This window comes from Streptomyces sp. NBC_00435 (genome assembly GCF_036014235.1).
Lineage (GTDB): Bacteria > Actinomycetota > Actinomycetes > Streptomycetales > Streptomycetaceae > Streptomyces.
This window is the reverse complement of record NZ_CP107924.1, coordinates 3,777,805-3,791,076: the sequence shown is the minus strand read 5'-3', so window position 1 is coordinate 3,791,076 and position 13,272 is coordinate 3,777,805. Positions and strand designations below refer to the sequence as shown.

The 13,272-nt window shown below is 72.2% G+C and carries 11 protein-coding genes; 7 read left to right on the top strand and 4 right to left on the bottom strand.

Translation table 11 applies throughout. The features are described from left to right. Positions 1–122 precede the first annotated feature (122 nt). The gene (locus tag OG389_RS17315; RefSeq protein WP_328299399.1) at positions 123–1,502 is read left to right on the top strand and encodes a transcriptional regulator; all 1,380 of its coding nucleotides are present in this window, start codon (positions 123–125) and stop codon (positions 1,500–1,502) included. Between the two features lie 250 nt (positions 1,503–1,752). Further along, entirely contained in the window at positions 1,753–3,354 is a 1,602-nt protein-coding gene (locus tag OG389_RS17310; protein ID WP_328299398.1) for a hypothetical protein, read from the top strand. Between the two features lie 27 nt (positions 3,355–3,381). Here the strand turns inward: OG389_RS17310 and OG389_RS17305 are convergent, their stop codons facing one another. Beyond that, positions 3,382–4,719 (bottom strand): ABC transporter substrate-binding protein, encoded by a 1,338-nt coding sequence (locus OG389_RS17305; protein ID WP_328299397.1) that lies wholly within the window; start codon positions 4,717–4,719, stop codon positions 3,382–3,384. Between the two features lie 231 nt (positions 4,720–4,950). Between OG389_RS17305 and OG389_RS17300 the strand changes: the two genes are divergently transcribed. Both OG389_RS17300 and purU read left to right on the top strand, forming a co-directional pair. After that, positions 4,951–5,397: an SCO4402 family protein gene (locus tag OG389_RS17300; protein ID WP_328303857.1), complete on the top strand. Its 447-nt coding sequence runs from the start codon at positions 4,951–4,953 to the stop codon at positions 5,395–5,397. 28 nt (positions 5,398–5,425) lie between these two features. Next, entirely contained in the window at positions 5,426–6,307 is an 882-nt protein-coding gene (gene purU / locus OG389_RS17295; RefSeq protein WP_328299396.1) for a formyltetrahydrofolate deformylase, read from the top strand. Positions 6,308–6,391: 84 nt separating this feature from the next. Here the strand turns inward: purU and OG389_RS17290 are convergent, their stop codons facing one another. Together OG389_RS17290 and OG389_RS17285 are read right to left on the bottom strand one after the other, a co-directional pair. Then, positions 6,392–7,705 carry a maleylpyruvate isomerase N-terminal domain-containing protein gene (locus tag OG389_RS17290; RefSeq protein WP_328299395.1) on the bottom strand — a complete coding sequence of 438 codons (1,314 nt, stop codon included), beginning with the start codon at positions 7,703–7,705 and terminating at the stop codon, positions 6,392–6,394. Then, on the bottom strand, positions 7,702–8,280 hold the full coding sequence (locus OG389_RS17285; protein WP_328299394.1) for a sigma factor: 579 nt from the start codon (positions 8,278–8,280) through the stop codon (positions 7,702–7,704). The genes OG389_RS17290 and OG389_RS17285 overlap by 4 nt, the downstream gene beginning before the upstream one ends. 330 nt (positions 8,281–8,610) lie before the next feature. Here OG389_RS17285 and OG389_RS17280 point away from each other — a divergent pair, with 330 nt between their 5' ends. After that, positions 8,611–9,129 (top strand): EF-hand domain-containing protein, encoded by a 519-nt coding sequence (locus OG389_RS17280; RefSeq protein ID WP_328299393.1) that lies wholly within the window; start codon positions 8,611–8,613, stop codon positions 9,127–9,129. A gap of 60 nt (positions 9,130–9,189) precedes the next feature. On the opposite strand, the gene OG389_RS17275 is transcribed toward OG389_RS17280, so the two are convergent. Beyond that, complete coding sequence (locus OG389_RS17275; protein WP_328299392.1) at positions 9,190–10,740, bottom strand: class I adenylate-forming enzyme family protein; 1,551 nt, start codon at positions 10,738–10,740, stop codon at positions 9,190–9,192. Between the two features lie 148 nt (positions 10,741–10,888). Here OG389_RS17275 and OG389_RS17270 point away from each other — a divergent pair, with 148 nt between their 5' ends. Together OG389_RS17270 and OG389_RS17265 are read left to right on the top strand one after the other, a co-directional pair. After that, the gene (locus tag OG389_RS17270; RefSeq protein WP_328299391.1) at positions 10,889–12,097 is read left to right on the top strand and encodes an amidohydrolase family protein; all 1,209 of its coding nucleotides are present in this window, start codon (positions 10,889–10,891) and stop codon (positions 12,095–12,097) included. A gap of 5 nt (positions 12,098–12,102) precedes the next feature. Continuing rightward, positions 12,103–13,266, top strand: coding sequence for an acyl-CoA dehydrogenase (locus OG389_RS17265; protein WP_328299390.1), 1,164 nt, complete (start codon positions 12,103–12,105; stop codon positions 13,264–13,266). The last annotated feature ends 6 nt before the right edge of the window (positions 13,267–13,272 follow it).

Sequence of the window (13,272 nt, the reverse complement as noted above, 5' to 3'; positions counted from 1 at the left end):
GGGGCGCGTAGGAGGCCGGGGCGCCGGAGGTGGGTAGCGACAGGACGCAATGGGGAAGATTCTCCGCACATCAGGCGGGAAGTGATCATTCCAACGATCACCCGCGGCCTCTGGGGGTTTTCATGGCAGCCAGGCCTCTCGTCGCCCGCCAGCCGAACGAACGGCTGCAGGCGCTCATCCAGGAAGCCGGGTGCTCCAATGCCGGGCTCGCCCGGCGCGTCAACATGTGCGGGGCCGAGCACGGTCTCGACCTCCGCTACGACAAGACCTCCGTGGCCCGCTGGCTGCGCGGGCAGCAGCCGCGCGGTCGGGCCCCGGGAATCATCGCCGAGGCGCTCGGACGCAAACTCGGCCGGACCGTCACCATCGACGAGATCGGCATGGCCAACGGCAAGAACCTCGCCTCCGGTGTGGGCCTGCAGTTCTCCCCGACCGTCATCGGCGCCATCGAGCAGGTCTGCGAGCTGTGGCGCAGCGACGTGGGGCGGCGCGACTTCCTGTCCGGATCGAGCGTGGCCTCCTCCGCGCTGGTCGAGCCGAGCCGGGACTGGCTGATCACCGGGGCCGACGCGCAGGTGGCGCGCAGCGGGGGCGCCCGGGTGGGGATGTCCGACGTGGAGGCGGTGCAGGCGACCACGGAGGCGCTGAAGGAGCTCGACCACCGCTTCGGCAGCGGCCACGTACGGCCGGTGGTCGTGCACTACCTCAACTCGGTGGTCTCCGGCCTGATCGGCGGCTCCTACCGGGAGCCGGTCGGCCGGGCGCTGTTCGCGGCGGTCGCCCGGCTGACGGAGCTGGCCGGCTACATGGCGGTGGACACGGGCCAGCCGGGCCTGGCCCAGCGCTACTACATCCAGGCGCTGCGCCTCGCCCAGGCGGCGGGCGACAGGGCGTACGGGGGGTACGTGCTGGCGGCGTCCATGAGCCACCTCGCGGCCGAACTGGGCAATCCCCGGGAGATCGCGCAGTTGGCCAGAGCCGCGCAGGAGGGCACCCGGGGACAGGTCACGCCCCGGGTGGAGGCGATGTTCTACGCGGCGGAGGCGCGCGGGCACGCGCTGCTGGGCGACGCCCGGGCCACGGCGGTGCTGTCCTCGCGTGCGGTGACCGCGCTGGAACGGGCGGAGCCGGAGTCCGGTGACGACCCGGTGTGGATCCGGCACTTCGACCAGGCCTACCTGGCGGACGAACTGGCGCACTGCCACCGCGACCTGGGTCAGGCCGACGCGGCGGTGAAACGGGCGGAGGAGGCCCTGCGCGACCTCCCGGCGGGTAAGGCGCGGCGCCGGGCGATCGGGCTGCTGCTGCTGGCGGCGGCGCGGGTGCAGCAGCGGGAGGTGGAGGCCGCCTGCCAGACGGCTGCGCAGGCGGCGGACCTGCTCTCGGGGATCCGGTCGAACCGGGGCGCGGTCTATCTGGAGGACTTCCGCACCCGTATCGACCCGTACCGGGAGGAACCGGCGGTCCGGGAGTTCGCGGCGCGCCTGGAACCGGCGTCCTGACCCGACGGGGGCCCGCCCCCGGCCCCCGTGCCTCAATCGCCGGCGGGGCTGAAAGATCGCCTCAAACGCCGGCGGGGCTGGACTCGTCGGCCCGCACGCGTCCACGTGTGGGCTGACGCGGGCCACGGGCCACTGGTCCGGCCCGGGACAACGGGTCCGCGGTGGGGGAGGGCCTGACGGGGAAGGGGGGCGACCGGGTAGCGTGAGCCGACGGGTCCGTAGACGCGGACAGGTCGGAGAGGGAGTCCCGGTGACGGAGAGCGGACAGGGCGGCAGCCCCCAGGCAGGCGCGCCGTGGGGCCCGTCGATGCCGGCGCAGCCCCCCGCGCAGCCGGACGGCCAGCCGGGCCACCAGGGCCAGCCCCCGTACGGCCACCCTCCCCAGGGCCAGCCTCCCTACGGCCAGCCTCCCTACGGCCAGCCCGCCCAGGGGCAGCCGGCTTTCGGGCAGGGCCCGCAGAGCCAGTCCGGGCAGGGCCAGCCCGCTTTCGGGCAGGACCCCCAGGGCCGGTCCCCCCAGGGGCAGCCGGCCTACGGTCAGCCCGCCCAGGGCCAGCCGGCCTTCGGGCAGGTCCCGCAGGGCCGGTCTCCCCAGGGCCAGCCCGCGTTCGGGCAGGGCCCGCGGGGCGAGTCCCCCCAGAGCCAGTCCGGGCAGGGCCACCCCACCCCCGGCCAGCCCCAGGGCGGACCCGCCTACGGCTATCCCGCGGCCGGTGGCCCCGTACCCGGTGGGCCCGCCTACGGGTATCCGCAGGGGCATGTCCTCGGCCCCGGTTACGACGGCCCCGGCGACCCGCACGGCTACGGCTACCCGCCGCTGCCCGAGGCCGCCACCCAGTTCATTCCGCCGGTTCCGGCGGCGCCGGTGCACGGCGAAGCCGCTACCCAGTACATACCGCCAGTTCCGGCGGCGTCCGCGCACGACGAGGCCGCCACCCAGTACATTCCGCCAGTTCCCGCGGCCCCCACGCACGACGAGGCCGCCACCCAGTTCATCCCGCCGGTACCGGCGGCCCCCGCGGATCCCGCCGCCGGGTTCGACGGGCTGTTCCGCGGCGATACGCAGCAGCTGCCGCCCGTCCAGGAGCCGGTGCTCCGCCAGCAGCCGCCGCGACGCCCGTACCAGCAGCAGCACCAGCCCCAGCACCAGCAGCACCCGCACCCGCAGCAACACCCCTTCCCGCAGCAGCAGTTCCAGCAGCCGCCCCCGCCCGCCCCCCGCCGGGTCTCGCCCGCGATCATCGCCGCCGTCGTCATCGGCCTGGCCGTCGTCGGCCTCGGCGTCGGCGCGCTGCTCAGTGACAACAAGGCGCAGAACAACGACCCCGGCGCCGCACCCGCCACGCCCACCCCCGGCAGCTCGGCCGCGAACAGTGGCGAGGCGCCGCTGGACCCGGCCCAGCCGCAGGCGGTCCAGCTGGACAAGCTCCTCGCGGACAGCAACGACAGCCGGGCCTCGGTGATCAAGGCCGTCGACGACATCAAGGGCTGCCGCAACCTCGACCAGGCCGCCAACGACCTCCGTGACGCCGCCCGTCAGCGCGAGGAGCTGGTGACCCGGCTCCAGGAGCTCAAGGTGGACCAGCTTCCCGACAACGCCAAGCTGACCGCGGCCCTCACCAAGGCGTGGAAGTCCTCCGCCGAGGCCGACAACAGCTACGCCTCCTGGGCCGGAGACGTGAAGGGCGACGCCGACAAGTGCAAGGACGGCAAGGCCAAGTCGACCGGCAACGCCTCCGACGGCAACAAGTCGAGCGGCGAGGCCACCAAGGCGAAGGAGTCGGCGGCGGGCATGTGGAACACCATCGCCGGCAAGTACGGACTCACCAAGCGGGACAAGACCCAGCTCTGACCGGCTGACCGGATGACCGGATGACCGTCAGGCCCGCGGGGCCTGCTCCAGGGTCTTGGTCATGTCCAGGGACTGCTCGCCCTGCTGGGCCACGAGGCGGCCCTGCTCGACGATCTGGAAGGTGACCCGGCCGTTGACGATGCGGGGGAATCCGGCGACGGCCCGCATGTCCTGGTAGCGCCAGCTGAGGTCGGGGGTCAGGCCGCCGGTCTTGACGGGCTCGGACTGGTTGAGCTTGCGCGAGAGACCGCGCGCCGTGATCTGCTCGCCGCTCTTGAACCGCTTCACGGTCTCGTTGAAGACCGTGTACGCGATCCACGTGGTCTGGGCCCCGCTGTCGTCGGGGTCCACCGCGTTGTCGCCGAAGGCGTACTCGGAGATCACCCGGCGCATCGGCGCCCAGAGGGGATCGGTGCCCACCGGGTACCAGCTGGTGACGTACGCGCCCTCGAAGGGGCTCTCCTTGCCGCCGGTGCGGTCCACGAGGGACTGGCTGACCGAGCCCAGCACCGAGGAGATCTGCGGTTTGCGGTTCTGGGCGTCGGCCCGGCGGAAGGCGTCGAAGAAGGTCTCGGTGCGCGCGCCGAGCACGGCGGCCACGCAGCCCTTCTCCTTCCCGTCCTTGCCGTCCTTCGCCGAGGAGACGCCGCCCTTCACCGGAGCACCGGGGCTGGAGTCGGCCAGTGCCTCGCGGGCCTGCGCGGAGAGGTCCGAGGAGTCCTCGGCGGCCCGGATGTCGCTGGCCTCGCCCATCTGGTTGGCCTTCAGGCCCGCGTTGAGCTGGAGGGGCAGGGCGTCGCCCGCCAGGGTGTCCGGGCGGACCAGGGCGACCTTGGCGCAGGCGCGGCCCAGCTGATGGCCGGCCCCGGCGAGGAGGACGGGCTGGCCGCCGTTGACGGGGTAGGAGAGCGGGGACTGGAACTCCTCGGAGGAGACCCCGTACCCGCCGATGAACGGGATGCCCTCGGCCTCCAGCGGGGCCATGAAGGCCCGTCCGTGCTGGCTGTAGGAGCCGATGACGGCGACGGCCTTCTCGGCGATCGCCTTGCGGGCGCAGTCGGCGGCGCCGGTGGGCGTGTTGTGCTCGTTGCAGGTCAGGACGCGCAGCTTGTGGCCGTTGATGCCGCCCTTGGCGTTGATCCAGCGCTCGTAGGCCTTGGCCACACCCGGCATGCCGGGCATGTTGGTCGCGTTGGAGTCCTGCGGCGCGAAGGTCATGACCGTGAGGGTGTCGGTGCCCCCGGAGCCCCCCGAGCCTCCGGGGAGCACCCCGCAGCCGGCGACGAGACACGCGCCCAGTGCCGTGGCCGCGGTCCTGGCCAGGAGGGTGCGGGAGAGGGTTGCTGCGCGTCGCCGGGTGGTCATGTGCATGCACCATTCCGCGCCAGGGGTAACTCGAGAGTGAGGTGTGCACAACATTGGGTGACGGCCAGGTGAATTACGGGTGGCGGCAATGCGCCGGGGGAGCGCGGGCGGGGTGCCGGAGACCGGCCGTGGGCGCCTCAAGATCACGCTGACCAGGAACGTACGATCGAAAGCGTGACATTCGCCCAAGGTTCGAAGAACTCTTCCCGCCGCGGTGGCCGCTCCTCCACCATGGGCGGCATGCCCCTCAACGACATGCCGTGGTGGCGCTGGCGCAGCAACGTGCGCTCGGCGCTGCACATGCTTTCCGACCCCGTGTTCCAGGAAGACACCTGGCTGGCCGGCGCCGGGGGGTACGGGGACGTCACCGACGCCGTGTACCGGCTCGTCGAGGACACCTGGCTCGACAGCTGGTCCGCGGAGAAGTACGTCGGTACGGTCTTCCGGGACTCGCAGGAGGCGGCGGTGGTGGACCTCGCCGTGCTGCGCGTGCTCCGGATCATGCACCAGATCGGCCCCGACGCCCCCGTCTCCGGCTACCTGGAGCACCACGCCTGGCCGGAGGCCGTACGGGCCGCGCGCGAGGCCCACGTACGGCTGGCGACTGCGGACGGGGAGGACCCGGACGAGCGGCCGGCGTCCCTGGACGTGTTGAGGATCCTCACCCGCGCCGTGTGAGCGGCGCGATGTGAAAGGCTATGCGGTCATGAGCGATGACCCGCAGCCGCAGCCCCAGGCCCCGCAGCAGTACGTACTGACCCTCTCCTGCCCCGACAAGCAGGGCATCGTGCACGCGGTGTCCAGCTACCTGTTCATGACCGGGTGCAACATCGAGGACAGCCAGCAGTTCGGCGACCGTGACACCGGCCTGTTCTTCATGCGGGTCCACTTCGAGGCGGACGCACCGGTCACCGTGGAGAAACTGCGGGCCAGCTTCGCCGCGATCGGCGATTCCTTCCGGATGGACTGGCAGATCCACCGCTCCGACGAGCGCATGCGGATCGTGCTCATGGTCTCGAAGTTCGGGCATTGCCTCAACGACCTGCTGTTCCGCCACCGGATCGGCGCGCTGCCGGTGGAGATCGCGGCCGTGGTCTCGAACCACACCGACTTCGAGGAGCTGGTCGGCTCGTACGGGGTCCCGTTCGTGCACATCCCGGTGACCAAGGACACGAAGGCGGCGTCCGAGGCGCGGCTGCTGGAACTGGTGCGCTCCGAAGGCGTCGAGCTCGTCGTCCTCGCCCGCTACATGCAGGTGCTGTCGGACCACCTGTGCAAGGAGCTGAGCGGGCGGATCATCAACATCCACCACTCGTTCCTGCCGAGCTTCAAGGGCGCGAAGCCGTACCACCAGGCGCACGCGCGCGGCGTGAAGCTGATCGGCGCGACCGCGCACTACGTGACGGCGGACCTCGACGAGGGCCCGATCATCGAGCAGGAGGTCGAGCGGGTGGGCCACGAGGTCACCCCGGACCAGTTGGTGGCGATCGGCCGGGACGTCGAGTGCCAGGCGCTGGCCCGCGCGGTGAAGTGGCACAGCGAGCACCGCGTGCTCCTGAACGGCACCCGCACGGTCGTCTTCGCGTAGCACCCGGATCGCTCGGCCGCCGGTCCCGCCGCGAGGACGGGACCGGTACGCCGAGATCCGGAGGAGGCGGCCCAGGCCGACGGCCTAGAGCCGGCTCAGCGAGGCCGCCGCGAAGAGGACGTCGCGGATGGCCTCGCGGTCGCCGTTCTGGCCGACGGCCGCCTCCTCCGGGGAGATGTGGCCCGCGGCCAGCTGACAGAACTCGAAGCCGTCCAGGGCGATCCGCGCCACCGTGTGGTCCGGCGAGGGTTTCGCCGCCGGGGAGTCCAGCGCGATGTCCCAGCCGCCGCCTCCCGCGCCCTCGATCTCCAGGTGCAGGGTCCGGCCCGGCGCCCCGGCCGCGACCAGCCCGCGCGGCGGCGCCGCCAGTCCCGCCCGCCGGCGTCCGGCCAGGGCCGCCGGCAGGAGCCGGGCCGCCAGGTCGATCATGCGGTTCAGATGGGGCGCGGACGGCGGCTCGTACGGGTAGTCCACCGCCTCCGCGATGTCCACGGCGTGCACCCAGCACTCGAAGGCCCGCTCCAGGAAGGCGTCCCCGAGGGGGAGGGCGAAGGGCCCGTAGTCGACGGACAGTTCGGCCACGCCGCGGCCCGCGAAGGACACCGTACGGACCAGGGTGTGGCCCTGCTCCCGCCACGGTTCGCGGACCCGCCGGGTGGTCGGGTACGGGGAGTCGCCCCAGAACCGCTCCGTGCGCTCGGTGGGGTTGCCCGACGCCGCGTCCCGGCCCAGCGGGTCGTCCAGGCCCAGCGCGGCCGCGACGAGGCCGTCCACCGCCAGCAGGTGCCCGATGACCCCGGCCACCGTGGTCCGGCGGGACTGGCGCCGCTCCTCCTCGAACCACTTGAGCCGGACCGGCGTGTGCCACTCCGAGTCCCCGAAGTCCCGTAGCAGCGCGTCGAGCCGCGCCGTCTCGGTGTCGTACGGGCTCGCCCACACCGGCACCGGGATCCGGGCCGGACGCTTGCCGAGGCAGTCCTCCAGCACGCGCGAGCGCAGCAGCGGCTTGAGGTCGAGGCTCTCCTCCGGGTGCAGCAGCCCCACGGCGTCGCGCAGTCGTAGTGCCTCTTCGGCGCAGGGCGCGCATTCGGTGAGGTGGTCCTCGACGGCCTGGGTCTCGTCGGCGGAGCAGGCCGCGAGGGCCCATGCGCCCAGCAGGGACTTCAGTACGGCATGGGTGGGCGGGGGCGTGGGCGGGGCGGCCGGGGCCGGCGGCTCCATGTGGGCGGGGTACGTGGTCGCGGTGTACTCCGGGTAGTCGGCGGCCTCCGCGTACTCGGTGTAGTCGAGGTCGTCGGCCGCGGCGCGCGGGCCCGGTATGCGCGGCGGGCCACCGCCGCCCGGGGGCCGCTCGTACTCTTCGCCGTCTTCGGCGGCGCCTTCGAAGGGGGTGCTCATCGTGCCGTTCCATATCCGGAGGGGCCGTGTCCGGGCGGGACCATGTCGTCGCGCGGGACGGCGTTGGCCGTGGACAGCAGTTGCAGGCCCAGCCGCAGCCGGCGCCGGGCCTCGTCCTCGCTGATCTGCAGGTCGGCGGCGGCCTGCCGGTAGTCGCGGCGCTTGAAGTAGGCCAGTTCGAGCGCGGCCCGCAGGGGTGCGGGCATGGAGGTGACGATGAAGTCCGCGCGGGCGGCCGCGTTGGCGGTGCGCACCTTCTGCTCCAGCTCCTCGCGGGAGCCGCGGCCCAGTTCGGCCTGGCGCAGGCGGGCGACGGCCTGTCCCTGGGTGATGCGGGCGACCCAGGAACGCATGGAGCCCTGCTTGGGGTCGTAGGCGTCCGGGTTCTCCCAGATGTACCCGAACACCTCGCGGGTGATCCGGTCGGCGGCCTTCTCGTCGCCGAGGACCCGGTGGGCCAGGCTGTGAACGAGTGAGGCGAACCGGTCGTACAGTTCGCCGAGCGCGGCGGCCTCGCCGCGGGCCAGGCGCTGCTGCATGCGGCGGTCCCAGCGCGGTGGTGCGTCCTTCGGCATCGTGCCCCCAGCCGGGTTCCCGGTTTCGCAGCCGTGTGTCGACCACTCGAATGTAGTGGGCACACAGCGATGTGCGCCTGTTTTGCCAGAAGCTCGCCCTGGAAGTGCGCCCTGCGTGATAGTGGCGTTGCGCGGTGTGAACGCTGCGAACCGGGAGGAGTGCCATGGCACATGGGCACAGATGTACGCGCCCCGCCGCGCTCCTCGTGCGCTGGTTCGATGCGGCCACCTGCTTGCCCGCTTCGCTTAACGCGCAGGCCACGTAGGCCTTACGCTCCTGCCTTGTCTTGAACTGCACCCCACCGCACATGTGAAGGCGGAACGCCGAATATGGACAGCGCAGAATACGAGCGCAAGATCGCCGCCCGATTCGCGACCTTCGACCAGGACGGGAACGGCTATATCGACCGGGAGGACTTCAGCGCGGCGGCGAAGGCGGTGCTGGCCGAGTTCGCCGTGGCGGCCCGCTCCGACAAGGGCCAGGACATCTTCGCGGGCGCGGAGGCCTTCTGGCAGGGCATGGCCGGCATCGCGGACGTGGACGGGGACCAGCGGGTGACCCGCGAGGAGTTCATCACCGGCGCGGCGAAGCGGCTGCGGGACAACCCGCAGCGGTTCGCGGAGATCGCGCGGCCGTTCCTGCGGGCGGTGATCGCGGTGGCGGACTCCGACGGCGGCGGCGCGACCCCGGGGGCGACGGCACGTGTCCTGCGCGTCCTCGGCACCCCGGAGGAACTGGCAGGCCCGGTGGCGGCGGCCCTGGACGCGGACGGCGACGGCCGCATCACGGAGGACGAGATCCTGGCGGCCTTCGCGGGCTACTGCGGAGTGGCGGCGCCGGACGCGTAGGCCCAGGCCGGGCGGTGCGGGACACGGGGCCGCCGGGCCCCGTGGCCAGGCGCCGCCGAGTTACGCGAAGCGTTCGCGCAGCTTGTACTTGAGGACCTTGCGCAGGGCGTCGTTGCGCGGGAGGGCGTCGACCAGCTCCAGCTGTTCCGGGAGTTTGTGGGTGGAGAGGCCCTGCGCGCGCAGGTGCGCCGTCAGTTCGGGCAGGGTGAGCGGGGGTGCGCCGGCGGGCTGTTCCACGACCGCGCAGACGCGTTCGCCGCGTTCGGGGTCCGGGAGGCCGATGACCGCCACGTCGGCTATCGCCGGGAGCTGGTGGAGCAGGTCCTCGATCTCCTTCGCGGAGATGTTCTCGCCCTTGCGGATGATCACGTCCTTGCTGCGGCCCGTCAGGACCAGGTAGCCGTCCTTCGTGAGGTGGCCGAGGTCGCCGGTGACCAGGTAGCCGTCGGAGTCGAAGACCCCGGTGTCCTCCTCCCGGTTCAGGTAGCCCCGGCAGACCGCTTCGCCGCGCAGCCGGACCTCCCCGTCGGTGTCCGGGGGGAGCACGGTGCCTTCCGGGGTGGTGATGCGGATCGACATGCCCGCCGGGGGGCGGCCCTCCGTGGTGGCGAGGTTCTCGGACGTGTCGTCGGGGGCGCCCATGGTGATCATCGGAACCTCGGTCATGCCGTAGCCGTGGGTGAGCTGGCAGCCCAGTTCGCGGACGACCGCGTGGTAGATCTCCGGGGGTTTCGGGGCGCCGCCGCCCGCGAGGAGGCGGAGGGTGGGGATGAGCCTGGTGGCCGGGTCCTTGCGCTGCTCGGTGAGGAACATCGAGTAGAAGGCGGTGGAGCCGCCGGCGACCGTGACCCCGTGGCGGCGGTAGCCGTCCAGGGCGCCGGGCATGGCGAACTTCTCGAAGAGGACCGCCGGGAACCCGTAGAGCAGGAGCATCACCGTGTAGTCGGGGCCGGCGATGTGGGCGAACGGGAAGGCCATCGAGCCGACGTCGGCCGGTGAGAGGTGCAGGGCGTGGGCCAGGCAGGAGCCGCCCGCGATGAGGGAGCGGTCCGTGTGCAGGACGCCCTTGGGGTCCGAGGTGGTGCCCGAGGTCCAGTAGATCCACCGGACCGAGACACCGTCCTGCGGGGGCGGGGGCAGGACGGCCGGGTCCCCGGACGGGAGGGAGTCGTAGGCCTCGAAGACCCCGCGCGCGCCGAGGCGGTGTGCCATCCCCGTGTGGTCGAAGCCGCGCCAGACGCCGGGGACCGCGAAGAACTCCGCCTTGGACTCACGGAGGGCGAAGCCGACCTCGCGGTCCCGGTAGAAGGGGATGACGGGGGTCTGGACGGCGCCGATGCGGGCGAGGGCGACCGAGAGCAGGACGGTCTCGATGCGGGTGGGCAGCTGCCAGGCGACCACCGTGCCGGGGCGCACCCCCATGTCGTACAGGCCTGCCGCGACCTGCTCGGAGCGTGTCCGCAGTTCCTCGAAGGTCAGCCGGCGGTCGTCGGCGGGGTCCTCGGCCGCCTCGATGAGCACGGGGGCGTCGGGGGTCATGGCGGCCCGGCGGGCGATCAGGTCCCAGAGGGTCCGGGACCGGCTGAGTTCGACTGCGGTGCTGTCCGTCATCCCGGACCGCCCTCCCCTGGCCGATGGCACCTGACGGATAGTCAGATCAAGCGCAGAGCGTAGAGCGCTGACGCTTGTCGGTCCAGGGGTGGGGGGCTAGCTTGGTTCCAGATTTCTGACGCTCCATCAGATTCAGCGAGGGGACACCATGGAACTGCCTCGGATCATCAGCGTCGACGACCACGTCATCGAACCCGCCCACCTCTTCGACGTCTGGCTCCCGGCCAAGTACCGCGACCGCGGACCCAAGGCCCTGACCGCGGGCATCGGCGAGCTCGCCTACACCGGCGGCAAGTACGTGATCACCATGGACCCCGACGGCCCGCCCACCGACTGGTGGATCTACGAGGACCTGAAGTTCCCGTACAAGCGCAACATTGCCGCCGTCGGCTTCGACCGGGACGAGATGACCCTGGAGGGCATCACCCGCGAGGAGATGCGGCGCGGCTGCTGGGACCCCAAGGCGCGCCTGCTCGACATGGACCTCAACCACGTCGAGGCCTCCCTGTGCTTCCCGACCTTCCCGCGCTTCTGCGGGCAGACCTTCGCCGAGGCACACGACAAGGAGGTCGCCCTGGCCTGCGTGCGCGCCTACAACGACTGGATGGTCGAGGAGTGGTGCGGGGACAGCGGCGGCCGGCTCATCCCGCTCTGCATCATCCCGCTCTGGGACATCGACCTGGCCGTCGCGGAGATCCGCCGCAACGCGGCGCGCGGGGTCCGGGCGGTGACCTTCTCCGAGATCCCGACCTACCTGGGACTGCCGTCCATCCACTCCGGCTACTGGGACCCCTTCTTCGCCGTCTGCCAGGAGACCGGCACCGTCGTCAACATGCACATCGGGTCCAGCTCGCAGATGCCCGCCGCCTCTCCCGACGCGCCGCCCGCCGTGCAGGCCTCGCTCAGCTTCAACAACGCCATGGCCTCGATGATGGACTTCCTGTTCAGCGGCGTGCTGGTGAAGTTCCCGACGCTCAAGCTGGCGTACAGCGAGGGCCAGATGGGCTGGATCCCGTACGCCCTGGAGCGCGCCGACGACGTGTGGCAGGAGCACCGCGCCTGGGGCGGGGTCAAGGACCTGATCCCCGAGCCGCCGTCCACGTACTACTACCGGCAGATGTTCTGCTGCTTCTTCCGTGACAAGCACGGCATCGCCTCGCTGGACGTCGTCGGGCGCGACAACGCCACCTTCGAGACCGACTACCCGCACGTGGACTCGACCTTCCCGCACACCAAGGAGGTCGCCCTCGACCACGTCAAGGGACTGGACGAGGAGACCGTCTACAAACTGATGCGCGGCAACGCCATCCGGATGCTCGGCCTGGACTTCGACCGGGACCGGCGGGCGGGGCGGTAGGCGCGGTGGACCTCACCTACACCGAGGAGGAGCAGGAGTTCCGGGCCCGGCTGCGGGCCTGGCTCGCCAAGGTGCTCCCCGAACTGCCGCCCAGGCCCTCGCCCGACGACTGGCCGGGCCGCCGCGCCCACGACGCGGGCTGGCAGCGCAGGCTCTACGACGCCGGGTACGCCGGACTGCACTGGCCGGTCGACGCAGGTGGGCGCGGGGCCACCCCCACGCAGCACCTGATCTTCCTCGAGGAGACCGAGCGCGCGGGAGCCCCGTACGTCGGCGCGAACTTCGTCGGGCTGCTGCACGCCGGCCCGACCATCGCCGCCGAGGGCACCGCCGAGCAGCGGGCGCGGTGGCTGCCGCCCGTGCTGCGCGGCGACGAGGTCTGGTGCCAGGGGTTCAGCGAGCCCGACGCGGGCTCCGACCTGGCCTCGCTGCGCACCCGCGCCGTCCGCGACGGCGACGAGTACGTGATCACCGGGTCGAAGATCTGGACCTCGCACGCGGAGGTCGCCGACTGGTGCGAGCTGCTGGTGCGCACGGAGCCCGTCAGCGCGACGGTCCCGAAGCACCGGGGGATCTCCTGGCTGGCCATGCCGATGGACGCGCCGGGGGTGACGATCCGGCCGCTGCGCACACTGGCCGGGTCGACCGAGTTCGCCGAGATGTTCCTCGACGAGGTGCGGGTCCCGGTCGCCAATCGGGTCGGGGCGGAGAACGACGGCTGGCGGGTCACGATGGTGACCCTGTCCTTCGAGCGCGGCACCGCCTTCGTCGGCGAGGTCGTCGCCTGCCGGCGCACCCTGGGCGCTCTGGCGCGCGCCGCGAAGGCGAACGGGCGCTGGGACGACCCGGTGCTGCGGCGGCGGCTGGGCCGGCTGTACGGGGAGTTCGGCGCCCTGTGGCGGCTCACGCAGTGGAACGTCAGCGAGTCCGAGCGCTCGGGCGGGGTGCCCGGCATCGGCGGCAGCGTCTTCAAGCTGGCGTACTCGCACGCGCGCCAGGAGCTCTACGACACCGCCGCCGAGGTGCTGGGTCCGTACTCCCTCTCGCTGGACGAGGAGTGGACCCTGGACCGGCTCTCCTCGCTCTCGTACACGATCGCGGCGGGCACCTCGCAGATCCAGCGGAACATCGTCGCCGAGCGGATCCTCGGCCTTCCGAAGGGCAGGTGAGCGTTG